Origin of the sequence: Amycolatopsis speibonae (assembly GCF_042647925.1) — a bacterium.
In the GTDB taxonomy this organism is placed as follows: domain Bacteria; phylum Actinomycetota; class Actinomycetes; order Mycobacteriales; family Pseudonocardiaceae; genus Amycolatopsis; species Amycolatopsis speibonae.
The window spans coordinates 746,002-772,227 of record NZ_JBHRWK010000014.1 but is presented as its reverse complement, the minus strand read 5'-3'; the positions used below and the strand labels follow the sequence as shown (position 1 = coordinate 772,227).

Sequence of the window (26,226 nt, the reverse complement as noted above, 5' to 3'; positions counted from 1 at the left end):
ATGAAGATCATCGCGGACACCGGGAAATGTGTGGGCGCGGGCCAGTGCGTGCTCACCGATCCCGATCTGTTCGATCAGAGCGAGGACGACGGCACGGTCCTCGTGCTGAACGCCGAGCCCGAAGGCGAAGAGGCCGAGGAGAACGCACGCACGGCCGTGCACATCTGCCCGGGTCAGGCGTTGTCGCTCGCGTAGGCGTTGGGGCTCGTGAGTGGTGAGGACGGTTAGAACCGTCCTCACCACTCACGAGGCTTTTACTTGACCGCGCCCATCGACAGCCCGCGCACCAGGTGGTTCTGCGCGATCCAGCCGACGATCATCACCGGCAGCGACGCGAGCAGGGCGGCCGCGGACAGCTGCGCCCAGTACAGGCCCTCGCTGGTGATGAACCCGACCAGGAACACCGGCACGGTCCCGGCGCGCGCGGCGGTGAGGTTGACCGAGTAGAAGAACTCGGTCCACGAGAAGATCACGCAGATCAGCGCGGTCGCGGCCACCCCGGGCGCGACGACCGGCATGATGATCTTCCGCAGCAGCACCGGCAGGGTCGCGCCGTCGATCCGGCCGGCTTCGATCATCTCGTGCGGCACTTCGAGGAAGAACGACCGCATCATCCAGATGGCCAGCGGCAGGTTCATCGAGGTGTACAGGATGATCAGCGCCCACACGTTGTCCAGCAGCTGGACGTTCTGCGAGATCACGTAGAGCGGGATGATCGCCGCCACGATCGGCAGCATCTTCGTCGACAGGAAGAAGCCGAGCGCGTTGCTCGTCCCCTTCACCGGCGCCAGCGACAGCGCGTACGCCGCCGGGATTCCCAGCAGCAGCACGAAAATCGTCGAAACGACGGTGACGAACGCGGAATTCGACAGGTACGGCAGGAAACCGCGTTCGAGCACCCCGGCGAACTGGTCGAGTGTCGGGGTGAAGAACAGCCGCGGCGGATCGGTGTAGGCGTCGGCCTCCTGTTTGAAGGCCGTGAGGATCATCCACAGCAGCGGGAACACGAACAGGATCGCGATCACCCAGGTCGCGACAGTCAGCGCGCCCGCGCCGAACCGGGCCTTCATTTCACGCCTCCCTGCACCGAGAACGAGCGGAACATCAGGCGCAGCGCGAAAGTCGCGACGATCATCGTCAGGATCACGACGATCACGCCCATCGCGGACGACTGCCCGACGTCGAAACCTTGGAAAGCCCGTTGGTAGATGTAGAAGGGCAGGTTCGTGCTGGCCGTTCCCGGACCACCCTGGGTCATCAGGAAGATCGCGTCGAAGCTGTTCACGATGTAGATCGCGCCCAGCAGCGTCGCCAGCTGCAGGAACCGGCTCAGATGCGGGAGCGTGATCGCGGTGAACGTCCGCCAGCGGCCGGCGCCGTCGACCGACGCGGCCTCCAGGACGTCCTTCGGCTGGCTCTGCAGCCCGGCCAGGATCAGCAGCATCATGAACGGCGTCCACTGCCAGACGACCTGGGCCATCACCGCGGCGAGCGGGAACTCCGAAAGCCAGTCGACGTCGGTGCCGAAGACGAAGTGCAGCAACCCGTAGGTCGGGTCGAACATCGTCGTCTTCCACAGCAGCGCGCCCGCCGCGGGCAGGATCAGGAACGGCGTGATCAGCAGGGTCCGGACCACGCCGCGGCCGAGGAACTTACGGTCCAGCAGGATCGCGAGTCCCAGGCCGAGCAGCAGTGAGAAGAACACGCAGACGACCGTGAGGACGACGGTGTTCAGCAGCGCGCCGAGGAACGTCGAGTCGGCGAAGACGTCGATGTAGTTCTGCAGCCCGACGAAATGCCGCGACCCCGGCCGCACCAGGTTCCACGACTGGAACGAGTAGAACACCGTCAGCACGAACGGAAGCTGCGTCACGGCGACGACGAACAGCAGGGCGGGCAGCAGCGGTAGCCGTCGTTTGAACGGCGTGTCGGTGCCGCGCTTCGGGGCCGCCTTCCTGGCTTCGGCGGGCTCGGTGCGGGCAGGAGCGGAGAGCGTGGCCATCACTGCACCTCCTGATACGACTTGCCGACGGTCTGCGCGTACTCCTGTGACTGCTTCAGCGCTTCGTCCACGGTGATCTGGCCCGCGATCGCCGCCGAAAGCTGCTGGCTCACCCGCGTGCCGAGATCCTGGAACTCGGGGATGCCGACGAACTGGATGCCGGGGTAGGGCACCGGATTCGCCATCGCCTTCCGCTGGTCGGCGTCCGCGATCCCGTCCAGCGTCGGCTGCGCGTAGGCCTTGGCGGCCTCGCGGTATTGGGGGATGTCGTAGGTCGACTTCCGCACGCCCGGCGGGACCCTGTTCCAGTCCTTGAACTCGCCGGCGACCCGCTGCACGTAGGCCTTGTCGGTCATCCAGGCCATGAACCTGAAGGCGGCTTCCTTGTCCTTGGCGACCTTCGGGATCGCCAGCGCCCAGGTGTAGAGCCACCCGCTCGCCTGCGTCTTCTCCACCGGAGCCGGGGCGTAGCCGGACTTCCCGACGACCTTGCTCGCCGACGGGTCCTCGTTCGTGCCCGCCATGACCGTGGCGTCGTACCACATCGCGGCCTGGCCCTGCGTGTACCGCGTGCCGCATTCGGAGAAGCCCGCGCTCGACGCGCCCACCTCGCCGTGGTTCCGCACGAGATTCACGTAGAACTCGGCGGCCGCCTTGAATTCGGGGCTGGTCAGCTTGGCGTTCCAGTCCTTGTCGAACCACTGCGCGCCGAAGGTGTTGGCGACCGTGGTGAACGGCGCGAGACTCTCGCCCCAGCCGGGCTTGCCGCGCAGGCAGATCCCGGCCACGCCCTTCGCCTTGTCGTCGAGCTTCGCGGCGAACTCGGCGATCTGCGACCACGTCGGCTTGGCGGGCATCGTGAGCCCGGCCTGCTCGAACAGATCCTTGCGGTAGGCCAGGAACGAAGACTCGCCATAGAACGGCACCGCGTAGAGCGATCCGTTGTGCGACAAGGATTCCTTGATGCTCGGGATGAAGTCGCCCGCGTCGTAGGAGGGGTTCGCCGCGATATGCGGCTCGAGGTTTTCGAGCCAGCCGTTCGCGGCCCACTGCGGCGCCTCGTAGTTGCTGATCATGACGACGTCGAATTCGCCGCCTTCGGTGGCCGTCGACGCGGTGATCTTCGCGCGGGCCTGGTTTTCCGGCAGCGAAACGAACTTGAGGGTGACTCCGGGGTTCGCCTTCTCGAACTCGCCGGAAAGCTCGATGGCGTCCTTCATCTGCGGGTTCGCGACGATCCCGACGACGAGTGTCCGGTCACCGGTCCCGAGCGCGCCCGCACCGGCGCATCCGGTGAGACTCAGCAGGAGGACCGCGAACAGGGCGGCTGCTTTACGCACTTTCGCCTCCCGGTATTACCTGCACCTTCAGGCCGGCGCCGCTGCGCATGAGGGCGAGAGCGTCGGGGTACCGCTCCAGCGGCAGGGTGTCGGTGAGCAGCGCACCGGTGTCGACGGCGCCACTGGCGACCAGGTCGAGCGCGGCACCGAAGCTGTTCATGACGGCCATCGAGCCGACGACGGTGATCTCGTCGTTGTAGATCCGGAACGGCGAAAGCGCGACGCGTGCTTCCTCCGGCGCGACGCCGAAGACCAGCAGGCGGCCTCCGCGCTGGAGCGAGTCGAAGGCGGCTTCGATGGCCGGCGCGGCGCCGGTGCAGTCCGCGGCGGCGTCGAACTTCTCGTCGTCCAGGTCTTTCACATCACCCGCGACGGCGACAGCGCCGAGGTCCATGGCCCGGCCGAGGCGAGCGGTGTTGCGGTCGACCACCGTGACCTGGGCACCCGCGCGCTGCAGCAACTGCTGCATGATCAGCCCCATCGTGCCCGCGCCGACGACGAGGAACCGCTCCCCCGCCTCGACGCCGATCCGGCGCACGCCGTGGACCGCGCAGGAGACCGGCTCGACGAGGGCGCCCTGCTCCCAGGTCATCGTGTCCGGCATGCGGTAGCAGTTCGCGGAGGGAACGGCGACGTACTCGGCGAAAGCGCCGTTGACGGTGTCGCCGGTCGCGTTCCAGTTCTCGCAGAGGTTGCCGCGGCCGGACCGGCAAGGCTTGCAGTAGCCGCAGAACAGCGACGGGTCGACGGCCACCCGGTCGCCGACCTTCCAGCCGCCCGGCACGTCGGCGCCGAGTTCGACGATCTCACCGGCGAATTCGTGGCCGGGGACGATCGGGTAGGGCGTCGGCGGGAAATGCCCGTCGGCGATGTGGAGGTCGGTCCCGCAGATCCCGCAGGCACCCACCTTGACGACGACCTGGCGATCCCCCGGTTTGGGATCGGGTACTTCGCCGACCCTGATCTCCCCGGGCTTGTCCACGATCGCGGCACGCATGCCAGCTCCTCTTCTCTCCGCTCAAATGAGCGGGACGGGCCTATGCTTCGGACTGCATGTCGAGGCTGTTGATGTCCCCGCATGGTGAACTTTTCCCAGGTGTTACGTCAACCTTTCGAGCCCATTTCGCGGTACAGTGCTCAGATGAGCGGGAAGAAGGTGGGTCCCGGCCTGGTGGAGTCGCTGCGCCTGGCCGCCGTGGCCCGGCGTTTCTACGAGCAGGGCGCCTCGAAACTGGAAATCGCCGACGAGTTCGGGATCAGCCGGTTCAAGGTCGCCCGGATGCTGGACACGGCCAGGGAAACCGGAATCGTCACGGTCGAGTTCCGCTTGCCCGCCCCGGTCGATCTCGTGCTGTCCGAGGAGATCCGCTCCGCGTACCGGCTGGACCGCGTCCTCGTGCTCGAACGAGCGCCGGAACCCGAAACCCGCGAAGTGGCTCGGCGGAAGATCGGCGCGCTCGCCGCCCGGCTCCTGACCGAAATCATCACTCCCGGCGACGTTCTCGGGCTGTCGTGGGCACGTTCCGTGAACGCGATGACCGACGCGATCGAGTCGCTGCCGAAATGCCCGGTCGTGCAACTGTGCGGGGTGCAGGCGGGGATGGACATGCGGGACCGGTCGGTGGAAACGGTCAGCCGGGTCGCGTCGGTCTCCGGCGGCGAGCCGTACCCGATCTTCGGCCCGCTCGTCCTCCCCGACCGCCGCACCACCGAGACGCTGCGCAGGCAGCCCGGGATCGCGGAGACCTTCGGGCAGTTCAAGAACCTGACCAAGGCCGTCGTCAGCATCGGCGCGTGGAAACCCGAGGAGTCGACGGTCTACGACGCGCTCGACGAGACGGAGCGGAGCGCGATAGCGAAACGCGGGGCCAAAGCGGAGGTGTCCGCGCGCCTGTTCGACGCCGACGGGACGCCGATGTCCACCGGGCTGGCCCACCACGTGCTGGCCATCAGCGCCGAGGAACTGCTGGCGGTTCCTGAAGTGATCGCGCTCGGCTACACGGAACCGAAGGCCGAAGCGATAGACGCCGTCCTGCGCTCCGGCATGGTTGCGACGCTGATCACCGACGCCGCCGCGGCCATCCCGCTCCTCCGACTGGCCGAGGCTCGCCCGCTCCCCTGACCGATCACGCGAGTTCCGCCTTCAATCACGCGTGATCGCCTTCCAATCACGCGAGATCGCCGCCTGATCACGACACCCGCGACCAGTGAGACTACACTCGGCGACGCCGAATCCACCGGGTGTCGTCCCACCGATCACGCGAAACCGCCCGGCCGCAGGTACGGGTTCTATTGAGAGGTAAGGCAAAGGTTTCGTACTCGGCCGCTCGCGCGTCTGTCGGCTCCGGGTGTCGCCGGCCTCGTATGTGCTGTACCGAAAGTCAGGGCAGTGTGTCCCGGCACGACACGACTGACTTACCCCTCAAGAACCGTCCTTGCCACTCACGAGACCGACCGCCTTCTCCTGGGCCGCCCTGTCCTGAGCTGCCATCACCTCGTCGCCGTGGCGATGGGCCCACTCCCCAAAGGCCTCGATCGGACCGAGAAGGCCGGCCCCGAGGTCCGTCAGCGAGTACTCGACCTTCGCCGTCCGCCCACAGTCACGCCGGTGGACCAGGCCGTTGAACTCCAGCCGCCGGACGGTCTCCGTGAGCACCTTCGTGCTGATCCCGCCCAGCCGTCGCCGTACCTCGGCGGGCCGCTGTGGCCCGTCGCGCAGCGCCCACAGGACGACCGGGTTCCACGTGTTCGCCATCAGGTCGAAGGCCAGCCGGGCCCGGCAGTCGGCGAGGAAGACGTCGTTCATGGGACCTCCGGTAACCACTTGGTACCCGCGCGGCTTTCTACGGTCGTGTCGTGACTCGATCTTAGGGAGCGGCACATGCGTATCGGTATTTTCGGCGCGGGCGGGATGGCGGAGGCGCTCGGGGGCCAGTGGGCCGGGGCCGGGCACGAGGTGATGGTCGCCGCACGCGACGGGGCCAAGGCCGCGAAGGTCTCCGCCCGCGTGGGCACCTGGGCGGAAACCGCGCACTGGAGCGACGTGATCCTGCTCGCCGTCCCCGCGCCGTCGGTGGCGGAAGTCGTTGCCATGGCAGGAGATCTCGCCGGAAAGGTGCTGATCGACTGCACCAACGCGGTCGGCCCCGGCGCCGTTCTCACGATCCCCGACCAGGCGGAGCGGATCGCCGCCGCCGCGCCGGACGCGCACGTGGTCAAGGCGTTCACCCTGTGCCCGGTGGACGTCTGGCGGATGACTCCCCCGGTGTTCGGCGGCCGCCCGCTCGCGGTGCCGCTCTGCGGCTCGCCGGACGCCGTCGAGGTGGTGAGTTCTTTGGTCCGCGACCTCGGTTGCACGCCCCTGAACGCCGGCGGGCTCGACCGGGCGGAGCTCATGGAGGCGACCATGGCGTTCATGGTCGGGCTGTGGTTCGACGGTCACGACGCGCAGGCCTGCTTCCCGCCCCTTCCCGCCTGAGTTCAGGGTCGTCCCCGATGTGCCGGGCCGGGCGGCCGGGCGAAGGTGTGCGGCATGGAGAAGAAGACTTGGCGGCAGCTGACCGTGTGGCTGCACGTGATCACTTCGGTGGGCTGGATGGGAGAGGCGCTGGCACTGTTCACCCTCCTGGCGATCAGCCGCACCACCACCGACGGCGCGATCCGCGCCGCCGCGACGTCCATGGCGCACGAGATCGACTCGCTCCTGCTGGCACCGCTCGCCAACGCGTCGGCCTTCACCGGCTTCATGCTCGCGGCGGCGACGGCCTGGGGGTTCACCCGGCATTGGTGGGTGCTGGCGAAGTTCGCGATCACGCTCGTGCAGCTCCACGCCGGGATCTTCCTGCTGTCGGGCGCTTTGCGGGATTCCGTCGTGGCGGCGCCCACACCGCCGGCGCTGGTGGCCGGAACGGCGCTGATGGCGAGCGCTTTGGCTTTCCAGGCTTGGCTTTCGATCGCGAAACCGTGGGGAAAGGCCCGCACAGGCGCGAAACTGCCGGTGGCACCGTTGCCCGCGCTCTCGCTGATCGTGCTGGTCGTCCAGCTGGTCCGACGCCGTCGGGAGCTCACTGCCCCAAGGTCGTGAAGGCCTCCTTCCCTACTTTCAGCGTAGGGAAGGAGGCCTTCACGGACGGCTACTCGTAGCGCGCGGCCGACCTCAGAGCTGGTCCACCGCCGTGATCCGGATGACCGCCGAACCCGCCTCGTCCGACGCCGCCAGGTCGACCTCGGCGCCGATACCCCAGTCGTGATCGCCCGCCGGATCGTCGAAGATCTGCCGCACCCGCCAGATCTCGGGTTCCTTCTCGATGATCAGCAGCTTGGGCCCGCGCGCGTCCGGCCCGATGCCGAGCGTTTCGTGCTCGTCGAAGTAGTCCTCGATGGCGTCTTCCCACGCCTCCGCGTCCCAGCCCGAAGCGGCGTCCAGCTCGCCGAGCGTCCCGTAAGAACGCCGCGCGGCGAGCTCGACCCGGCGGAACAGCTCGTTCCGCACGAGCACCCGGAAAGCCCGCTCGTTCCGCGTGACCGCGGGCGGCTCGGACGGCGGCCTCGCCGAAACGGGGCCTTCCTCTTCGGGATTCCGCAAGGCTTCCCACTCGTCGAGGAGGCTGGAGTCGACCTGCCGCACCAGCTCACCGAGCCATTCGATGAGGTCCTGCAGCCCCTCGTCCTTGGCCTCGTCGGGAACCGTGTGCCGGAGCGAGTCGTAGGTGTCGGTGAGATACCGCAGCACCAGCCCTTCCGAGCGGGCGAGCTGGTAGAAACCGATGTACTCCACGAAGTTCATCGCGCGCTCGTACATGTCGCGCACGACGGACTTCGGCTTGAGCTCGTAGTCGTCGACCCACGGATGCCCTTGCCGGTAGCGGGAATACGCCGCCTCCAGCAGTTCCTCCAGCGGTTTCGGGTACGTGACGTTTTCGAGCAGTTCCATCCGCTCGTCGTACTCGATGCCCTCGGCCTTCATCGCCTGCACGGCCTCGCCGCGCGCCTTGAACTGCTGCTGCGAAAGCACCGGCCTCGGGTTGTCCACAGTGGATTCCACAGTGGACACGACGTCGAGCGGATAGGACGGCGATTCGAGGTCGAGGAGTTCGATCGCGGCCAGCGCGAACGGCGAAAGCGGCTGGTTCAGCGCGAAATCGAACTGCAGGTCCACGGTGAGCCGGACGATCCGGCCCTGCTCGTCGGGCTCGTCGAGCCGCTCCACGACACCGGCCGCGAGCAGCGCGCGGTAGATCGCGATCGCGCGCAGGATCAGTTTCCGCTGGGCTGGACGGTCGGAATGGTTGTCCTCCAGCAGATGCCGCATGGAGTCGAACGCGTTGCCCGGCCGGGAAACGACGTTCAGCAGCATCGAGTGGCTGACGTGGAAACTCGACGTCAGCGGCTCCGGCTCGGCCGCGATCAACCGGTCGAAGGTGCTTTCCGTCCAGTTGACGAACCCTTCGGGCGCCTTCTTGCGGACGATCTTCTTTTTCTTCTTGGGGTCGTCGCCCGCCTTCTCCAGCGCCTTGGCGTTTTCGACGACGTGGTCCGGCGCCTGCACGACGACATAGCCGTCGGTGTCGTACCCGGCGCGGCCCGCCCGCCCGGCGATCTGATGGAACTCACGCGCCTTGAGATGCCGTTGCCGGACCCCGTCGTACTTCGTCAGCGCGGAGAAGACCACTGTGCGGATAGGTACGTTGATGCCGACGCCGAGCGTGTCGGTCCCGCAGATCACCTTCAGCAGCCCGGCTTGCGCGAGCTGCTCGACCAGGCGCCGGTACTTCGGCAGCATGCCGGCGTGGTGCACGCCGATACCGTGCCGGACAAGCCGCGACAACGTCTTCCCGAACCCGGCCGAGAAGCGGAAGTCGCCGAGCATCTCGGCGATGGCCTCCTTCTCCGCCTTCGAGGTGACGTTGATGCTCATCAGTGTCTGCGCGCGCTCGATCGCCGCCGCCTGTGAGAAGTGCACGACGTAGACCGGCGACTGACCGCCGTGGAGCAGCTCGGACATCGTCTCGTGCAATGGTGTCAGCGCGTAGCGGAAGGTGAGCGGCACCGGCCGTTCCGCCGAGGTGACCACCGCGGTCGGGCGGCCTGTGCGCCGGGTGAGATCTTTTTCGAAGAACGAGACGTCGCCCAGCGTCGCCGACATCAGCACGAACTGCGCCTTCGGCAGTTCCAGCAGCGGCACCTGCCAGGCCCAGCCGCGATCCGGCTCCGAATAGAAGTGGAACTCGTCCGCGATGACCTGGCCGACCGGCGCGTCCGCGCCGAACCGCAGCGCCATGTTCGCCAGGATTTCCGCCGTACAGCAGATGATCGGCGCGTCGGCGTTCACCGCCGAGTCGCCGGTCATCATGCCGACGTTCTCCGCGCCGAAGATCTCGATGAGCTGGAAGAACTTCTCCGAGACCAGCGCCTTGATCGGCGCCGTGTAGTAGCTGCGGAGGCCGCGCGCGAGGGCGGTGAAGTGGGCCCCGACGGCGACCAGGCTCTTTCCCGAGCCCGTCGGCGTCGACAGGATCAGGTTCGCCCCGGAGACCACTTCGATGATGGCCTCCTCCTGCGCGGGGTACAGCTCTAACCCGCGCTCGGCTGTCCAGGTCGAGAAGGCTTCGAACAGCGAGTCGGGGTCGGGAGCCGCAGGCAGGAGGTCTGTAAGTGTCATCAGAGGACCTATCGTGCCATCCGTTGGTCGCTTCTTGCCCAGGGGTGATCGCGCCCATCGGTGGAAACCCGTAGGCTTCGCGGTACCGCGCACCCACCGGGCAGCATCACCCGGCCGCGCGCACACAGGCGGTAATCCGAGAGGGCTAAGGAATGGCACAGGACATCATCCCGATCGAACTCGGCCTGCCACAGGGTGACGTCGTCACTCTCTGGGCGCCGCGCTGGCGGGAAGACGGCGAGGAATGGGAAGCCTTCCTCGGCGACGAGGAGGACCTGTACGCCTTCCCGGACGCCGCGCATCTCGCCGCCTTCGTGCGGACTTCCGAGCAGCACGACCTGCTCGACCACCCCGCGTGGGAGGTCGTGCCGGCGCTGAACGTGCCCGAGCTGATCCCGGACGACGACCACACCTACGACCTGGTGGGCGTCCCCGAGCTGGTCGCCGAGAAGCCGGACCAGTGGACGCTGGGCGAGCTCGCCGAGATCATCGGCATCGTGCGTTCGCTCGCGGACGTGTGCGAGCTCGAAGAGGTCCACGAGGTCCTCGACGCGCACGAGAGCTTCTCGCTGCTGGACCAGGGCACGCTGCCCTTCTCCGGCCGCGACGGCGAACGCCTGTGGGCGGACCTGTCACAAGCGGTCTCCGAGAAGTGGGACATCGTGCTCGACGCGATCGACGGTCTGGCGACCGCTCCCGACGTCGACGAGAAGGTGCTGGAGCAGACGGCGGAGGAGCTCGCGACCTTCCTCGCGGAGTCCGCCGAAGCCGAGGCGGCCGCCGCCGAGGACGACGACCTCGAAGACGTCGACGAGGACGATGACGACGAAGACGACGAGCCCGTCGGCTTCTGGGGCGAGGTCGGCATCGACCCGATCAAGATCATCACCTCCGGCGCCGAGTACTACACGCTGCGCTGCTACCTCGACGACAAGCCGATCTTCCTCGGCAGCGAAGGCGAGATCGACGTCTTCTCCTCCGAGAAGGCCCTCATCCGCGCGATCGCGGACGGCAAGGAGCTGGCGGACAACGACCTCGCCCAAGTGTCCACTTGGGACGAGGTGACCACGAAGGCCACCGCGGGCGAGCTCGAGATCGAGGTCGACACCGAGAACACCTACGTGCTGACCGGTATCGCCGACGACATCGCCGAAGGCCCGGAGTCGATCGACCCGACCCAGCTGGAGCTGGCCGTCGAGCTGATCACCGACGCCGCCGAATGGGCCGACGACGACAGCGTCGACACCGCACTGGCCGCCAACGAAAGCCTCGGCTGGCTGGTGTCGTTCGTGCTGCGGCCGGACCCCACGCGCCTCGAGCCGAGCGCTCCGTTCGACGCCGAGCAGTCCGAGTGGCGCAAGCTCGTCGAGACCTTCGAGAACAGGTTGGCTGTGTTGTAGCTCGCGCGCTGACGAAAAGCGCGCCGAAGGGGCGCCGGGCCGTACGCAACTCGCGTTGGGTGCGGAGGGCGCCCCTTCATCGCGTTTTCGTGGGCCTTCGGCCCGAAAGAGGGCGCGCGCGGTGAAGTCTCTCGTCGCGCTGACGCGCTTCCGAGAGACAGTCCGCCGGTCACCTCGCGGGCCCCTCAGGTTCGTCCTGAGGGGCTCTTTTCGTGTTTGACGGGGATCAGGGCCACGGCCAGCACCGGGAAGACCGCGGCCACGCAGAAGGCCAGCGCGTACCGCGAATCACCGATCACCAAGCCCAGCATCGGCGGCGTCAGTGCGGCGGCGACGTTCTGGCCGGTGTTCTGCGTGCCCATCGCCCGCCCCGCCCACGCGAGCCCGGCCATCTCCGCCGACGCGGTGAACCCGAGCCCGTTGTCGGACACGGTGATCACCGCGGCCAGGACGAGCGCGAGCAGCACCAGCCACGGCCACGTCGCGTCCCCGAGCGCGACCAGCAGCATCGCCCCGGCGCTCGAGATCGCCAGCTGCCGCATCGGCCGCAGCCTGCTGCCGACGCGGTCGGACCAGTAGCCCGACACCAGCCTGCCCAGCGCGCCGAGGATCTGGACGGCGCCGACGAACCAGCCCGCGGACGCCGCCATCCAGTGATGCATGGTCACCAGGTACACGGGAGTGAACGCGGAAACCGTGAACTGCGGGACGACGAGCAGCGCGCTCGCGCCGTGGACCCGCCACAACGCCGGCTTCCGGTACGGCGACGGCGGCTTCTCCCCCGGCGCGGTCCCGGACCCCGGCCGCGGCGGATCGACCAGCAGCCAGGCCACGAGCAGCGCGACGACGACCGCGGTCAGCGCGGGCAGCATGAGCGAGACCTGGAACCCCCAGCGATCCGCGAGCGGCGGGAGGCCGAAGGCGGCGACGCCCACCCCGAGCGGCTGGGCCATCTGGCGGATACCCATCGCGAGGCCGCGTTCGGCCGGGCCGAACCAGCCGAGGACGGCCCGGCCGCTCGCGGCGTTCACTGACGCGGTGCTCGCGCCGGCGAGCAGGAACACCCCAAAGAGGGTCCCGAGCGAGTGATCGCCGGCGGCCGCGTACACGAGGAGTAACCCCGAGACGCCGAGTCCGAGAGCCATTACCAAACGCTCTCCGTAACGGTCCGCGGCCGCACCCCACAGGATCAAGGTGAACAGCAGGCCAAGACTCGGCGCCGCGACCACCGTTCCCGCTTCGGCGAGCGTGAGTCCCTCCGCACGCTGCATGGACGGCACCAGGAACGGGATCCCGTAGAGGAACGAACAGCTCGCGGTCTGCGCGGCGAGGCCGAGCGCGAGGATGAGCCAGCGTCGTTTTCCGCCGATCCCCACGTCCGCGACCTGCGCCATCATCGTCACCGTTTCATTATTTGAGAAAGCTCTCCTACATAGTGAACGATAGTTGCCGGTGCTAACTAACGCAAGGCGGCGTACCCGGGCTTGATGACCGTGTTGATGATGTCGAGCCGCTGGTCGAAATCGAGGAACGCGGATTTCATCGCATTGATGGTGAACCACTCGAGATCGGCCAGCCCGAAGCCGAAGGCCTCGGCCAGGGCGGCGAATTCGCTGGTCATCGAGCAGCCGCTCATCAGCCGGTTGTCGGTGTTGACGGTGACCCGGAAGCGCAGCCGGGCGAGCAGGCCGATGGGATGTTCGCCGATCGAGCGCGCCGCCCCCGTCTGGACATTGGACGTGGGGCAGATCTCCAGCGGGATCCGGCGGTCGCGGACGTAGGCGGCCAACCGTCCCAAATGGACCGTGCCGTCACTGTCGGTCTTGATGTCGTCGACGATGCGCACACCGTGGCCGAGCCGCTCCGCGCCGCAATGCTGAATCGCCTCCCAAATCGACGCGAGCCCGAACGCCTCGCCGGCATGAATGGTGAAATGCGCATTATTCGTCCGCAGAAACTCGAATGCGTCGAGATTCCTGGTAGGCGGAAATCCGTCTTCCGGTCCGGCGATGTCGAACCCGACCACGCCGGCGTCGCGGTAGCGGACGGCGAGACCGGCGATCTCGAGGGCCCTGGCGTGCTGGCGCATCGCGCAGAGCAACGTCCCGACGCGGATCCGGCCACCGGCGGCCGCCACTCTCCGTTCACCTTCCGCGAACCCTGCCTGAATAGCCTCGACCACCGCATCGAGTGACAGTCCGCGTTCGACGAAGAGTTCGGGGGCATACCGCACCTCGGCGTAGGCGACGCCGTCGGCCGCGAGGTCTTCCACCGCCTCGGCGGCCACTCTGACCAGCGCTTCCTCGGTCTGCATCACGCCACAGGTATGCGCGAACGTCTCAAGGTACGAGACGAGAGAGCCGGAGTCGGCGGCCTCGCGGAACCAACGGCCGAGTGCGACGGGATCGGTGGTGGGCAAGGCCCGGTACCCGGTCCGCTCGGCGAGTTCGGCGACCGTGGCGGGACGCAATCCGCCGTCCAGGTGGTCGTGGAGGAGAACCTTGGGAGCGCGGGTCAGTACCGCCTCCGGGATGCGGGATCTGCTGCTTTCAGAGGACATACGTAACGGTAACCAGGCTGTCATTCCCCTACATGGTGGTAAGTCACCGGCTCTGGTTAACCCTCAGCTTTGTCGATCACGGGCTGAATCGGCCATCAGGGGCAGAGCTCGGCATTGTCCGATACCCGGGGGCCATACGCACAGCAATTTCGCAATGGATAAGCTTCACGTCACGTCCCTCCCATTTCCCCGCCCCCGAAGGACACCGCAGTGACCACTGACAACCACATTGCAGCCCCGTCCTTCGACCGGATGCGCAACATGCTGGTGCGCGCGGCCGAAGTGCGTGAGAGCGAACAGCAGCAGATCTTCGACGCGCTCGACGACATCTACGCACGTCTGGCGCCGGTCGACTCGCTCGGCGCGGTCCGCAAGCGCCTCTCGGAGATGCCCGACCGCACCGAGACCGGCGTGCTCGCCGAGCGCCTCGACGAGACCATGTCGCGGCTCGAAGCGCAGGACACCGCGATCGCCGCGCTGACCCGCGCCGTCGAGAGCATCGTCGACAAGCTGGCCAAGCCGTTCGCCCAGCTCGACGGCCGCCTCGACGGCATGGCCGCGCGCCTCGAAGGCGTCGGGGGGCGGATGGACGGGCTCGAGGACAAGCTCCAGAACATCCACCGCCGTCTCGACGAGCTCGGCGCGCACCTGGACAAGCAGGACGTGAAGACCGACTCGCTGCCGCAGTCGGTGATCGGCCCGGTGCGCGAGCGCGTCGAGCAGGCCGAGTCGGCCTTGCGCGACCGCGTCGACACCGTCGACCGCGAGCTGCGCACCCGCGTCGAGAACCTCGACAAGGCCACCAAGGAAAGCCTCACCGCGAACACCGAAGCGCTGAAGACCGCACTGACCGAGACCGGCGAGATGATCGACGCCTCGGACCGTCTCGACGGCCTCGGCGACCGCCTCGAGAAGGTCACCTCGCGCCTCGACCAGCTGGCCGAGCGGCTCGACAAGGTCGAGGACGGCTTCACCGGGCGCCTCGGCGACCTCGACGGCTCGATCCGCAGTGGTCTGTCGAAGGTCGAGAGCACGCTGCAGAAGCAGCCGGACACCGACTCGGTCGACACGCTGGTGCGCAAGAGCAACGACGAGTCCGTGCGCCGCATCGGTGGTCAGCTGGACGAGGCCATGGCGACCTTCGCGGAGCTGATGCTCGGCGGTGGCCCGGCCGTGCAGCAGATCTCCCCGCCGCCGCCCGCGCCGCGTCAGCCGCGTCGCAGCTCGCGCAACGGCCGGGCGCCCAAGGCGGCCGACGCCAAGGCGAAGGCCGACGGCACCGACGAGACCACCGACTGACCGCGACAGGTTCCGCGTGAAGGCCCCCTTTGAGACGTTCAACGTCTCAAAGGGGGCCTTCAGGACACGAGGCCGCGACCCGGGGTCGGGCGCCGCCACAGATCGCGTTTAGCCCGCTAAACGCAGGTCAGGGGCGCACGGTCTCCAGGACGAGCGGAGCGGAGTCCGGGGCCTCCGAGGAGCTGACCGCGTAGGCGTCAGTGAGCGCAGCGAGAGCCGAAGCAACGGCGTCCGGAGTGTCGGTGTGCAGCTCCAGCAGCGGCTGCCCGGCCGACACCTTGTCGCCCGGCTTCGCCAGGCACAGCACACCGGCCGCGGCCTGCACCGGATCCTCCTTGCGCGCCCGCCCGGCCCCGAGCCGCCAAGCGGCGACCCCGACCGAGTACGCGTCCAAAGACGTCAACACGCCATCAGCGGGCGCCGGGACGACGTGCACGTGCTTAGGCCGCGGCAGAGCGGCTTCGGGATCCCCGCCCTGAGCGGCGATCATCCGGCACCACGTCTCGTAGGCCTTCCCCGACGCGAGCACCGCGGCCGGGTCCACATCGGACAGTCCCGCCAGCGCCAGCATCTCCCGCGCCAAAGCCACGGTCAGCTCGACGACGTCGGCCGGACCGCCGCCGCGCAGCACCTCGACCGACTCCGCGACCTCGATCGCGTTCCCGACGGCATATCCCAAAGGCACGTTCATGTCCGTGATCAGCGCCGTCGTCGCGACGCCGTGCGCGGTCCCGATCTCCACCAGCGTCCGCGCGAGTTCCCGCGCCTGCGGAAGCGTCTTCATGAACGCGCCCGAACCGGTCTTCACGTCGAGGACCAGCCCGGCCGAGCCTTCCGCGATCTTCTTGCTCATGATCGAGCTCGCGATCAGCGGGATCGACTCCACCGTCGAAGTCACGTCCCGCAGCGCGTACAGCTTCTTGTCCGCCGGAGCCAGCCCGGACGTCGCCGCGCAGACCACCGCGCCGACCTCGTCGAGCTGCCGGATGATCTCCGACGTCGACAACGCGGCACGCCAGCCCGGGATCGACTCCAGTTTGTCCAGCGTCCCGCCGGTGTGCCCGAGCCCGCGCCCGGACAGCTGCGGCACGGCCGCCCCGCACGCCGCGACGAGCGGCGCCAGCGGCAGCGTGATCTTGTCGCCGACCCCGCCCGTCGAATGCTTGTCGATCGTCGGACGGCTGACCTTCAGATCAAGCCGCTCCCCCGAGGAGATCATCGCGCCGGTCCAGCGCGCGATCTCGCCCGAATCCATCCCCCGCAGGAAGATGGCCATCGCGAGCGCGGCCATCTGTTCTTCGGCGATGTCGCCGCGCGTGTACGCGTCGATCGTCCAGTCGATCTGCTCGTCGGAGAGCCGTCCGCCGTCCCGCTTCGCGCGGATGACGTCGACGGCGGCGAACTCGCTCATGGCAGATCGTCCGGGCCGAAGGCGTCCGGCAGCACCGAAGACATCGGCAGGATCCCGCTCGGGGTGTCCACCAGGCACTCCGCGCCTCCGTGCTCGAACAGGATCTGACGGCAACGCCCGCACGGCATCAGCAGAGCGCCTTCACCACTGCGGCACGCGACGGCGACGAGTTTGCCGCCACCGGTCAGCCGCAACTGCCCCGCCATCGTGCATTCCGCGCACATTCCCAAGCCGTACGAAGCGTTTTCGACGTTGCAGCCGACGACGATCCGGCCGTCGTCCACCACGGCCGCCACACCGACGTGCAGCCCCGAGTACGGCGCGTACGCCGACTTCGCCGCCTCGACGGCTTGAGCCCGCAGGGCTTCCCAGTCGTACTCGGCCATGTCAGTCCTCACCTCGTCGGTACAGCGCGCCGTCCGCCTTGGGCGGCCGCAGCCGCTGCGAAGCCACCGCCAGCACGATCAGCGTCACGAAGTGCGCCGTGTACGGGATGAGGTCGCTGGGCAGATCGTCGTTCGTCCAGTAGATCGCGTACAGCAGAGCCGCGCCGAAGACACCGAGCGCGGCGGCGATCCACTGACGGCGGAACAGCTGCACGGCCACGATCACGGCCAGCAGGATCACCGCGCCGTACAGCAGCGCGAGCACCGCGGTGCCGCCGCCGGCGAGCTGGAGACCGTCGGCGTACCCGAACAGCGCGGCGCCACCGAGCAGGCCACCCGGCCGCCAGTTGCCGAAGATCATCGCCGCGAGACCGATGTACCCGCGGTTGTTGGTCTGGTTCTCCAGGTAGTCCGCGCCGCCGGCGAGCAGCACGAGCGACGCGCCACCCATCCCGGCGAGCCCGCCGGAGATGATCATGGCGACGTACTTGTGCAGGTAGACGTTGACGCCGAGGGACTCGGCCGCGACCGGGTTCTCACCGCAGGACCGCAACCGCAGGCCGAACCGCGTGCGCCACAGCACGAGGTAGCTGATCGGGACCAGCGCGATCGCGATCATCGTCAGCGGCGCGACCTCGGTCACCAGGCCGTTGAGGATCCCGGCGAGGTCGGAGATGAAGACCCGCTGCATCTTCTCCAGATCCGCGAGCCAGTCCGAAAGGAACGTCGCCGAATAGGTGTCGAACTTCGGCACCGGCGGCGACTGGCGCGGGTTCCCCGAAAGCGGGGTGAAGATCAGGTTCGCCAGGTACTTCGCGACCCCGAGACCGAGCAGGTTGATCGCCACACCGGAGACGATGTGGTTGACGTTGAAGGTCACCGTCGCGACGGCGTGCAGCAGACCGCCGAGCGCGCCGAACACGATCGCCGAGATCAGCCCGGCCCAGACCCCGCCGTGGTACGCGCCCCACGCGGCACCCCAGGTGCCGAGGATCATCATGCCTTCGAGGCCGATGTTGATCACGCCCGCGCGTTCGGCCCAGAGCCCGCCGAGCGCGCACAGCAGGATCGGCAGCGCCAGCCGCAGCGCGGTGTGCGCGGTGTTGGTCGAGGTCAGCGTGTTGACGCCGGTGGCGTACGACGCGATCGCGAGCACCCCGACAGCCAGCAGACCCCAGATGGCGCCCTTGAGCCAGCCCGGGATACGCCGCTTCGGCGGCTTCACCGGCATGGTGGTCCCGCCCGTGTTGGACGAAAGAACATCCGTGCTCACACCGCACCTCCCTCGGAAACGCTGGAACCCTTACCCGCCAGCGCGCGACCCACGCGACGCTGTTCGGCGGCCAGGTCCGCGCGGCGCACGATCTCGTACGCGATGACGACCGACAGCACGATCACGCCCTGCATGATCGTGGCGATCTCTTTGGACACGTTGATCTGCTCCAGCGACACCGCGGACCGGTCGAGGAACGCCCACAGCAGGGCGCCCAGCGCGATCCCCGCCGGGTGGTTCCGGCCGAGCAGCGCGACCGCGATGCCGGTGAAGCCGTACATCTGGGTCGAGGTGATGCCGTAGGTGAAGTCGCGGCCGAGCAGTTCCGGCATCGCGATCAGACCGGCGACACCGCCGGAAAGCAGCATCGCGATCAGCGTCATCTTCTTGGCGTTGACGCCACCCGCCGCCGCGGCCGTCGTCGATTCGCCGGAGGCCTTCAGCTCGAACCCGAACCTGGTCCGGTTGAGCATGAACCAGTAGGCCGCGCCGATCAGCGCCGCGATGATCACGAAGCCGAACAGCTCGCCCGATCCGATCGGGATCCCGGGAATGCGGCCGGTTTCGGCGATCTCGCGGGTGGCGATGTTGTTGCCGGTCTGCACGCCGAACTGGTCGGCGTTGACCAGGAACGCCACGATGCCGCCGACGATCGCGTTGAGCATGATCGTCGAGATGACCTCGGAAACGCCTCGGGTCACCTTCAGCACCGCGGGGATCGCCGCGTAGAGCATGCCGCTGGCGACCGCGACGACCAAGATCGCGAGCACATGGATCACCGGCGGCAGCCGCAGCGCCCCGCCGATGATGGCGGTGACGATGGCGGCGAACCGGTACTGGCCCTCGACACCGATGTTGAAGAGGTTCATCTGGAAGCCGATGGCCACCGCGAGCCCGGACAGGTAGTAGATCGTCGCGAGGTTCACCGTGTCGACGGCTGTCGAACCCTTGAAGAGCTGCCCGACCATCGTGCCGTAGGCCTGGAGCGGGTCCGCGCCCGAGATGATCAGCGCGATGGCGGTCAGGATGACCGCGAAAACGATCGCGAGCAGAGGCGGCAGCAGCCTCGTACGCCAGGAACTCACGATGCACCTTCTTCTTCGGAGTCTTCGGAAGCACCCGTCATCGCGGAGCCCAGTTGCTGCGGGGTCACGGTCGCGGGGTCGGCCTCGCCGACCAGACGGCCGCGGAGCATGACCTGGATGGTGTCCGACAGCCCGATCAGCTCGTCGAGGTCGGCCGAAACCAGCAGGACGGCCAGCCCGGCCGCGCGGGCCTGGCGGATCTGCTCCCAGATCAGCGCCTGCGCGCCGACGTCGACACCACGCGTCGGATGTGAGGCGATCAGCAGGACCGGGTTGCCGGAAAGCTCGCGTCCGACGATCAGCTTCTGCTGGTTGCCACCGGAAAGCGCGGCGGCCGGGACGTCGATGCCCGGCGTGCGGACGTCGTACTGCTCGACGATGCGGCGGGTGTCCTCACGCGCGCCGGCGATGTCGAGCAGCTGGCCCTTGGCGACCGGCTCGCGCGTCTGGTAACCGAGGATCCGGTTGACCCACAAGGGTTGCGTGAGCAGGAGGCTGTGCCGCGTGCGGTCTTCGGCGATGTAGCCGATCCCGGCCTCGCGGCGGGCGAGCGTCCCCAGTTTGTGCAGTTCGACGACCTCGCCATCGGCTTCGGTCAGCTCGATGCGGCCGCCGCCCTTGCGCATGCCCATGATCGTCTCGACGAGCTCGGTCTGGCCGTTGCCCTCGACGCCGGCGATGCCGAGCACCTCACCCGCGTGCACGGTGAAGGAGATGTGGTCGAGCACGTTCCGCTCGGAACCTTCGACCTTCAGGCAGACGTCGTCCAGGCGCAGGACGTCCCGATCGGTCACGGTGGACTCGCGGGTCTCGGGGCTGGGCAGCTCCGAGCCGACCATCATCTCGGCCAGCTGGCGCGAGGTGATCGCCTTCGGATCGGCCGTGCCGACGGTGGTGCCGCGGCGGATCACGGTGACCGTGTCGGCGATCGCGCGCACCTCGTCGAGTTTGTGCGAGATGAAGATGAAGGTGAAGCCGTCCTTCTGCATGGCACGGACGGTCTCGAACAGCGCGTCGACCTCCTGCGGCACGAGCACCGCGGTGGGCTCGTCGAGGATGATGATCCGCGCGCCGCGGTAGAGCACCTTGACGATCTCCACGCGCTGGCGGTCGGCGACGCCGAGCTCTTCCAGCAGCGCGTCCGGGCGGGCGTGCAGGCCGACGCGTCCGGCGAGTTCCGCCAGCTTGGCCCTCGCCGCGCGGCCGATGCCGTGCAGGTTCTCCGCGCCGAGGAAGACGTTCTCCCCGACGGTCAGGTTGTCGGCCAGCATGAAGTGCTGGTGGACCATCCCGATCCCGGTCTTGATGGCGTCCTGCGGGTTGCGCAGTTTCACCGGTTCGCCGTTGATCGCGATGTCGCCCTCGTCCGGCTGTTGCATGCCGTAGAGGATTTTCATCAGGGTCGATTTGCCCGCGCCGTTCTCGCCGCAGACGGCGTGCACCTCGCCCTTGGTGACGGTGAGGTTGACGTCGGAGTTGGCCACGACACCGGGGAATCGCTTCGTGATCCCGGTCAGCTGCACGGCCGGTTCACCCCGGTCGGGGGCGTCGGTGACCTCGGCCTGGGGAGCGCTCATCAAAAAGCCATCCAGTTCTGGGTAAACAGGTGAGGGCTCGGAAGGGTCGTCCTTCCGAGCCCTGCTACCTGGTGGAGCTTACTTCTGCGGCTTGTCCGAGACGGTGATCGCCCCGGAGACGATCTGCGCCTTGTAGCCGTCGAGGACGTCCTTGATGTCGTCGATCTTGCCACCGGAGGTGGCGTAGCCGACGCCGTCGACCTTGAGGTCGAAGCGCTTCGGCAGCGACGTCAGGTCGCCCTTCGCGAGCGCGCGGAGGTAGTCGAACACCGCCACGTCGACGCGCTTGAGCATCGAGGTGATGATGACGTCCTTCGACGCCTCGACCGTCTTCTGGTTGTACTGGTCGGAGTCGACGCCGATGGCGAGCGCGTTGTTCGACTTCGCGGCCTCGAAAACGCCCTTACCGGAGGCGCCGGCGGCGTGGTAGACGACGTCCGCGCCCTTGGCGATCTGCGCGGCGGCCTTCACGTTGCCCTTCGCCGGGTCCTGGAACCCGGAGAAGTCACCGGCCGGGGTGAGGTACTCGTCCTCGATGACGGCCTTGGTCGAAGCGGCCTTCACACCCTGGAGGAAGCCGGCCTCGAACTTCTGGATCAGCGGCGTGTTCACGCCACCGACGAAGCCCACGTGGCACTTCTTCGACTTGTACGCGGCGGCGACACCGGCCAGGAACGAGCCCTGCTCCTCGGCGAAGACCAGCGGGGTGACGTTCGGCGCCTTGACGGAGTCGTCGTCGACGATCGCGAACTGGGTGTTCGGGTACTTCGGCGCGATGGCGCCGACGGCCTTGGCGTAGGCGAAGCCGACCGCGATGACCGGGCTGAAGCCCTGCGACGCGAGCTGGTCGAGACGCTGCGACTTGGCGGCCTCGTCCTCGGTCGCCGCGGCGGTGCTTTCGGTGACCGCGGTGACGCCGAGGTCGCTCTTGGCCTTGTCGGTACCGGCGGCGGCGGAGTCGTTGAACGACGCGTCGCCACGGCCGCCGACGTCGAAGGCCAGCGCGACCTTGAGCTTGCTGCCGTCGACCTTCTCACCCGCCTGCGCGGAGCTTGTCGACGCGGCCGCCGCGGCGGGCGGCTTCGGCGCCGTCACGCAGCTGGCGGACTGGTCCCCCGTGCTCGCGTTGTTGTTGTTCCCCGCACCCGAATCCTTCGCGCACCCGGTCAGTACCAAAGCACCGGCCATGGCGGCGGCGGCCAGCGCGGTTCCACGCATGCGACGCAACGTGTGTCTCCCTCCCCGCTGATCCAGCGGATGGTCCGAAGAAAGCGACCCGGCAACGCTGCCGGGTTCGACCGAGAGACGGTACCTAACGGCCGCTTTGCTGCCATAGGAAAGGCACGCTACGTAACACAAACGTTTACTCATGAGTCGTAAGCGCGACGAAGGGAGTACTTACGGTGATCACAATGGAGTAGTCGCGGGACCCCGTTCGAGGCGGGCGACGAGGGCGTTCACGCGCTGTTCAGGGCCCTGCGAGGGTGCGCCGAGGCGACGGCTGACAGCCCTGTCGCGGGGACGCCGTCGCCACCGTCGGTGACCTCAGACGAGCTGGGAAGACTTCAGGCCGCGGATGTTCTGGTGGCAGTTCTTCAGGCCGGCGGAGTTCAGGCTGCGGTAGACGCCCCATTTCGGCCGCAGATAGTTCACGTCGCGCCACAGATCCGCGGCCTTCCGGACGTCGGCGACGGTCCGGGAACCGTCCTTGAGCACGCAGCGCAGATAGCCGCTGTGCGAAGCCTTGAACTCCCAGGACACGTCGATCCACTTGTTCTGCAGCGGCGCGTAGTCGGCGAGGTCGGCTTCCGCGCCCGAGTCACCGCTGATGGTCAGCACCCCTTCGCCGCCCTTTTGGCGCGGCGTGAGGGTCCACTGCGGAGCACCGACGTCGGGCACCTTCATCTGGAACAGGTGGGTGAACGCCGTCGTCGCGGTCAGTTCGGTGGGCCAAAAGGCCTGGTACGAGATCCGCCAGGTCTCGTCCTTCAGGATCTTGTACGTCTTGTCGCCGTCACGCATCCCCTTCGACTCGTTGCGCTGCCGGTCGGTCGACGTGTCGACATCTCGCGTGTGCATGTCGAAGCGCCAGTGGTCGCCTTCGGGGTAGATGTGTTTCACGCCGGGATGCGATCCGGCGCGGTCGTCCTCCAGGCCTTCGAACGCGCGCAGGCCGTCCTTCGCCGGGTCCGGGCTCCACCGCGGTGTCCAGGTGGCCGCGTGCGCGGTCCCGGTGCCGAGCGCGGCCGCGCCGAGCACGCCCGCCCCCAGGATGAGCGCCTTCCGGCGGTCGAAGTTCTCCATGGCTACTTTCCCTTCTCCAGGGTGACCGCGAACACGTGCGGCCTCGGGGTGGCGGCGGAGGGGAGCGTGACCGACACGACCTCACGCGCCGGGTCGAGCGGGATCCGCTGGTGGAAGATCGCGAGCTTCACGGACTGGATCCCGGCCCGCGAGTGCAGCTGGTTCGTGGTGACGGCCTCGCTCTCGCCGAACGCCGCCGCCGCACGCCATCCGGTGAGCCGGAGGGGGAGGTCGACCGATCCATCCACATAGGACACCTTCAGCGTGGTCACGGCGTTGCCGGTGTCGGCGGCGCCGAGCAGGTGCAGGGTGGCGTACCTCCCGGCGGGCAACGGGATCGTCGCGCCGACGACGTTGTTCGGCGTGCCCTCGCTGCCGTTGACGAACAGGAACGGGACACCGTCGTCGGCGGTCTGCCCGGTCTGCGGCAGCTGGGCGGCCGGATAGGTGTTGCCCGAACCGTCGAAATCGCCGTCGCCGAGGTAGAACTCGCTGGTCGCGCCGTCGGAGTTCAGCACGGCGGCCAGATCCACCGGGACGAGGTCCCCGGCGGGCGGCAGCGCGGGCAGCCCCCACGCGGTCGAGGGTTCGCCGACCGGCACCGGCGCGATCGTCGTGTCCGGACGCCTTCCCCTCGCGTAGACCAGCACTTCGCGACCTCGCGCGAGGTCGATGGTCACCGTGCCGTCGGGACGCTGCCGCCAGGACCGGGCGCCTTCGACCTCGAGCCGTCCGGGGATGGACGGCCTGAGCTTCAGCGGCTCGCCCGCCAGGCTCCGGACGCGGACGAACTTCGTGACCCCGGCCTTGCGCACCGCGCTGACCAGGAACGCGCCCTGCGTGCGGAAGTCGTGCAAGGTGACGTCGCGCCAGGTGGCGGGCACCGCGGGGAAGATCCGGATCGTGTCGCCCCAGCTCTGGCAGAGGATGTCGTGGATCGACTGCGCCGCGGACAACGGCGTTTCGATGACCGGGCCCGCTTCGTAGTACATGGTGTTGGGCTGCACGAACCGCGTGACGAACTCGCGCAGGTGGTCCAGCGCGTCGTCCCCGCGTCCCAGCGCCGCCGAAAGCGAAGCGGCGCCTGTGAAGCTGAACCCGCGCAGGGCGCCTTCGAAGCTGATCCAGTGCGCCAGCGACTTCGAGATCAGCTCCGCCTGCGCCGGGTCGTCCACGTTCAGCAAGTACAGCGGGTACGCCGCGAGCAGGTGTGAGTAGTGGCGATGAGACTTGGCGAACGGGACGCCGGTGCCGACCATCAGGCCGTTTCCGTCGACAGGGAAGGCGACGAGCTTGTCGAGCACCTCGCGCCACTTCGGCGCCAGCGGGTCGTCGATCCGCAAGGTCTTCGCGGCGTCGAGCAGGGTTTGGCAGCTCCACCGGATCAGCGCGAGGTCGTAGTGGCAGTCGGGCGCGCGGCCGTACTCCGGTGAGAACGTCGGCGGCAGGTGCAGGCGGCCGTCGGCGCCGGGCTTCAGGAAGTGGAGGTAGTAGTTCATCGCCTTGCGCAGCACCGGAAACAGGACGTCGCGCAGGATCGGAGCGTCCATCGTGTGGCGGTAGCTCAGCCAGACGTTGTGCAGCAGCCACGGCAGGTCGCCGATCTCGGCGTCCGCGTCCGGCCCCGGCACGCCGACGAACCCGGCGTCCGCGAACCGCGCGTCGGCGCTGCGCCGCAGTCCCATCGAATCCGCGCGGTACTCGGGCCGCAGACCGTCGATCAGCATCTGGCCGTTCTCGGCGATCGTGCGCGGGATCGGGTCGAGTTCGAGGTGGTTGGCCCCGTGCACCGGCCAGTATTCGAGCTGGGCGTTGAGGTTGTACCAGACCGACGGCCACGGCGTCGGCTCCAGCCAAGGACCGGTCGTCGCCATGATCGGCGCTTCGGCGCGGGCGGCGGACGCCAGTTTGTACAGCTGGATCCAGTAGAAGCTCTGCAGCCTCGCGTCCGGAATGGACAGGAAGCTCCGGCGATGGAACGCGTGCCACCAGCGCCGGTGGAGCACGGCCAGCGCGTCCACCGTGGACACTCCAGACACTCCCGCGACGGCGGATCGCACCCGTGCCTCGGCTTCCGGCCCCGGATGGCTGTGCGCCGTCGACAGGAAGAGCGTCTTGCCGCCGCGGCTCGCCGGGCGCGTCCGGTACGCCGTCGCGTTCCGCCCGCCCGCCACGAGCGGCTGGACGACCACGGTGGTGTCGCCCTCGACACGGGTCACCGGCGGCGGGTTGGGCTCGAAACCCTTCGGTGGCTGCTCGCGGACGATGCGCGGGCTCACCGCGGGCACCGGCGCGAAAGTGAGACCGAACCCTCGTTCGCCCGCGCTCGGTGCGACGTCCACCACCATCAGATCACGTGAAGCGTGCACGAACGCGCGGATCTCCAGGGTGCCCTTGTCGGTGGTCACGGTCCCGGTGAGCTCGGCGTTCCAGAGGTCGAGTCGCCGCCGGGCGCCGGTGAGTTCACCCACTGGTGTGAGCAGCACCTTCCCGATCGGGAGCCGCGCGACACCCCATTCGTTACCGAAGGCAGGCCGGTGGTCCTGGGATTCGCTGTGGTCGACGGTGAACTTCAGCGCGTCCTGGTCGCGGTAGACCTGCACGCCGACGAAACCGTTGCCCAAGAACGGCCCCTCGTACCAGGTGCGCGGCAACCGTTCCCAGCGTGGATCCTGTCCGGCGAGGAACCGCGACCAGTCCGCGTCCGTGCTCATCCCGTGGCATCCGGCCGTCGTATCGCCGGTGTCCACAGAGGTCTCAGCGGCTTCCGCCGCTGTCACGGGGAGTGCCCCGAGGAGGAGCCCGGCGGCGGTACCACCCAGCAGGTCGCGTCGTGGGAACCCAGCGGACTGGCCCATGGTCACCCCATCGTGAACTCGGCCGATTCATCGGATGTCTGACCGGATGAACGTAAGATATGACATATCA

The 26,226-nt window shown here is 68.2% G+C and carries 22 protein-coding genes; 6 read left to right on the top strand and 16 right to left on the bottom strand.

Annotation, left to right across the window (positions count from 1 at the left end; translation table 11 throughout):
- Positions 1 to 195, top strand: a complete 195-nt coding sequence (locus ACFOSH_RS11840; protein ID WP_034304647.1) for a ferredoxin — start codon at positions 1 to 3, stop codon at positions 193 to 195.
- Between the two features lie 59 nt (positions 196 to 254).
- Here ACFOSH_RS11840 and ACFOSH_RS11835 read toward each other — a convergent pair whose 3' ends face one another.
- The 4 genes from ACFOSH_RS11835 to ACFOSH_RS11820 are packed head-to-tail and all read right to left on the bottom strand — an operon-like array spanning position 255 to position 4,339.
- Complete coding sequence (locus ACFOSH_RS11835) at positions 255 to 1,070, bottom strand: carbohydrate ABC transporter permease (RefSeq protein WP_378238789.1); 816 nt, start codon at positions 1,068 to 1,070, stop codon at positions 255 to 257.
- Positions 1,067 to 2,002, bottom strand: a complete 936-nt coding sequence (locus ACFOSH_RS11830) for a carbohydrate ABC transporter permease (RefSeq protein ID WP_378238788.1) — start codon at positions 2,000 to 2,002, stop codon at positions 1,067 to 1,069. Before ACFOSH_RS11830 ends, ACFOSH_RS11835 begins: the two co-directional genes overlap by 4 nt.
- Positions 2,002 to 3,342: an ABC transporter substrate-binding protein gene (locus ACFOSH_RS11825; protein WP_378238786.1), complete on the bottom strand. Its 1,341-nt coding sequence runs from the start codon at positions 3,340 to 3,342 to the stop codon at positions 2,002 to 2,004. The genes ACFOSH_RS11830 and ACFOSH_RS11825 overlap by 1 nt, the downstream gene beginning before the upstream one ends.
- Positions 3,335 to 4,339, bottom strand: coding sequence for a zinc-dependent alcohol dehydrogenase family protein (locus ACFOSH_RS11820; RefSeq protein WP_378238785.1), 1,005 nt, complete (start codon positions 4,337 to 4,339; stop codon positions 3,335 to 3,337). Before ACFOSH_RS11820 ends, ACFOSH_RS11825 begins: the two co-directional genes overlap by 8 nt.
- A 144-nt stretch (positions 4,340 to 4,483) precedes the next feature.
- On the opposite strand from ACFOSH_RS11820, the gene ACFOSH_RS11815 reads away from it, so the two are divergent.
- The gene (locus ACFOSH_RS11815) at positions 4,484 to 5,464 is read left to right on the top strand and encodes a sugar-binding transcriptional regulator (RefSeq protein WP_378238784.1); all 981 of its coding nucleotides are present in this window, start codon (positions 4,484 to 4,486) and stop codon (positions 5,462 to 5,464) included.
- Positions 5,465 to 5,764: 300 nt separating this feature from the next.
- Here ACFOSH_RS11815 and ACFOSH_RS11810 read toward each other — a convergent pair whose 3' ends face one another.
- On the bottom strand, positions 5,765 to 6,148 hold the full coding sequence (locus ACFOSH_RS11810) for a winged helix-turn-helix transcriptional regulator (RefSeq protein WP_378238782.1): 384 nt from the start codon (positions 6,146 to 6,148) through the stop codon (positions 5,765 to 5,767).
- Between the two features lie 75 nt (positions 6,149 to 6,223).
- On the opposite strand from ACFOSH_RS11810, the gene ACFOSH_RS11805 reads away from it, so the two are divergent.
- Positions 6,224 to 6,820, top strand: coding sequence for an NADPH-dependent F420 reductase (locus ACFOSH_RS11805; protein ID WP_378238781.1), 597 nt, complete (start codon positions 6,224 to 6,226; stop codon positions 6,818 to 6,820).
- A 54-nt stretch (positions 6,821 to 6,874) separates the two neighbouring features.
- Positions 6,875 to 7,426: a hypothetical protein gene (locus ACFOSH_RS11800; RefSeq protein WP_378238780.1), complete on the top strand. Its 552-nt coding sequence runs from the start codon at positions 6,875 to 6,877 to the stop codon at positions 7,424 to 7,426.
- A gap of 72 nt (positions 7,427 to 7,498) precedes the next feature.
- Here the strand turns inward: ACFOSH_RS11800 and ACFOSH_RS11795 are convergent, their stop codons facing one another.
- Positions 7,499 to 10,003: a DEAD/DEAH box helicase gene (locus ACFOSH_RS11795; RefSeq protein WP_378238779.1), complete on the bottom strand. Its 2,505-nt coding sequence runs from the start codon at positions 10,001 to 10,003 to the stop codon at positions 7,499 to 7,501.
- 152 nt (positions 10,004 to 10,155) lie between these two features.
- On the opposite strand from ACFOSH_RS11795, the gene ACFOSH_RS11790 reads away from it, so the two are divergent.
- On the top strand, positions 10,156 to 11,403 hold the full coding sequence (locus tag ACFOSH_RS11790) for a primosomal protein (RefSeq protein WP_378238777.1): 1,248 nt from the start codon (positions 10,156 to 10,158) through the stop codon (positions 11,401 to 11,403).
- Positions 11,404 to 11,588: 185 nt separating this feature from the next.
- Here the strand turns inward: ACFOSH_RS11790 and ACFOSH_RS11785 are convergent, their stop codons facing one another.
- Together ACFOSH_RS11785 and ACFOSH_RS11780 are read right to left on the bottom strand one after the other, a co-directional pair.
- The gene (locus ACFOSH_RS11785; protein ID WP_378238838.1) at positions 11,589 to 12,797 is read right to left on the bottom strand and encodes an MFS transporter; all 1,209 of its coding nucleotides are present in this window, start codon (positions 12,795 to 12,797) and stop codon (positions 11,589 to 11,591) included.
- Between the two features lie 65 nt (positions 12,798 to 12,862).
- Positions 12,863 to 13,963 (bottom strand): adenosine deaminase, encoded by a 1,101-nt coding sequence (locus ACFOSH_RS11780; RefSeq protein WP_378238776.1) that lies wholly within the window; start codon positions 13,961 to 13,963, stop codon positions 12,863 to 12,865.
- Positions 13,964 to 14,173: 210 nt separating this feature from the next.
- On the opposite strand from ACFOSH_RS11780, the gene ACFOSH_RS11775 reads away from it, so the two are divergent.
- A complete protein-coding gene (locus ACFOSH_RS11775; RefSeq protein WP_378238775.1) occupies positions 14,174 to 15,262 on the top strand; it encodes a PA containing protein in 1,089 nt (362 codons plus the stop codon).
- 127 nt (positions 15,263 to 15,389) lie between these two features.
- On the opposite strand, the gene ACFOSH_RS11770 is transcribed toward ACFOSH_RS11775, so the two are convergent.
- The 8 genes from ACFOSH_RS11770 to ACFOSH_RS11735 form a co-directional block, all read right to left on the bottom strand.
- Complete coding sequence (locus tag ACFOSH_RS11770; RefSeq protein WP_378238774.1) at positions 15,390 to 16,673, bottom strand: thymidine phosphorylase; 1,284 nt, start codon at positions 16,671 to 16,673, stop codon at positions 15,390 to 15,392.
- Complete coding sequence (locus ACFOSH_RS11765) at positions 16,670 to 17,059, bottom strand: cytidine deaminase (RefSeq protein WP_378238773.1); 390 nt, start codon at positions 17,057 to 17,059, stop codon at positions 16,670 to 16,672. Before ACFOSH_RS11765 ends, ACFOSH_RS11770 begins: the two co-directional genes overlap by 4 nt.
- 1 nt (position 17,060) lies before the next feature.
- The gene (locus tag ACFOSH_RS11760; RefSeq protein ID WP_378238837.1) at positions 17,061 to 18,290 is read right to left on the bottom strand and encodes an ABC transporter permease; all 1,230 of its coding nucleotides are present in this window, start codon (positions 18,288 to 18,290) and stop codon (positions 17,061 to 17,063) included.
- A gap of 38 nt (positions 18,291 to 18,328) precedes the next feature.
- Positions 18,329 to 19,417: an ABC transporter permease gene (locus ACFOSH_RS11755; RefSeq protein WP_378238771.1), complete on the bottom strand. Its 1,089-nt coding sequence runs from the start codon at positions 19,415 to 19,417 to the stop codon at positions 18,329 to 18,331.
- On the bottom strand, positions 19,414 to 20,994 hold the full coding sequence (locus tag ACFOSH_RS11750; RefSeq protein ID WP_378238770.1) for an ABC transporter ATP-binding protein: 1,581 nt from the start codon (positions 20,992 to 20,994) through the stop codon (positions 19,414 to 19,416). Before ACFOSH_RS11750 ends, ACFOSH_RS11755 begins: the two co-directional genes overlap by 4 nt.
- A gap of 78 nt (positions 20,995 to 21,072) precedes the next feature.
- On the bottom strand, positions 21,073 to 22,212 hold the full coding sequence (locus ACFOSH_RS11745) for a BMP family lipoprotein (RefSeq protein WP_378238769.1): 1,140 nt from the start codon (positions 22,210 to 22,212) through the stop codon (positions 21,073 to 21,075).
- Between the two features lie 327 nt (positions 22,213 to 22,539).
- Positions 22,540 to 23,298, bottom strand: a complete 759-nt coding sequence (locus ACFOSH_RS11740) for a Tat pathway signal sequence domain protein (protein ID WP_378238768.1) — start codon at positions 23,296 to 23,298, stop codon at positions 22,540 to 22,542.
- 2 nt (positions 23,299 to 23,300) lie between these two features.
- Positions 23,301 to 26,156, bottom strand: a complete 2,856-nt coding sequence (locus ACFOSH_RS11735; protein WP_378238767.1) for a glycosyl hydrolase family 95 catalytic domain-containing protein — start codon at positions 26,154 to 26,156, stop codon at positions 23,301 to 23,303.
- Positions 26,157 to 26,226: the final 70 nt, after the last annotated feature.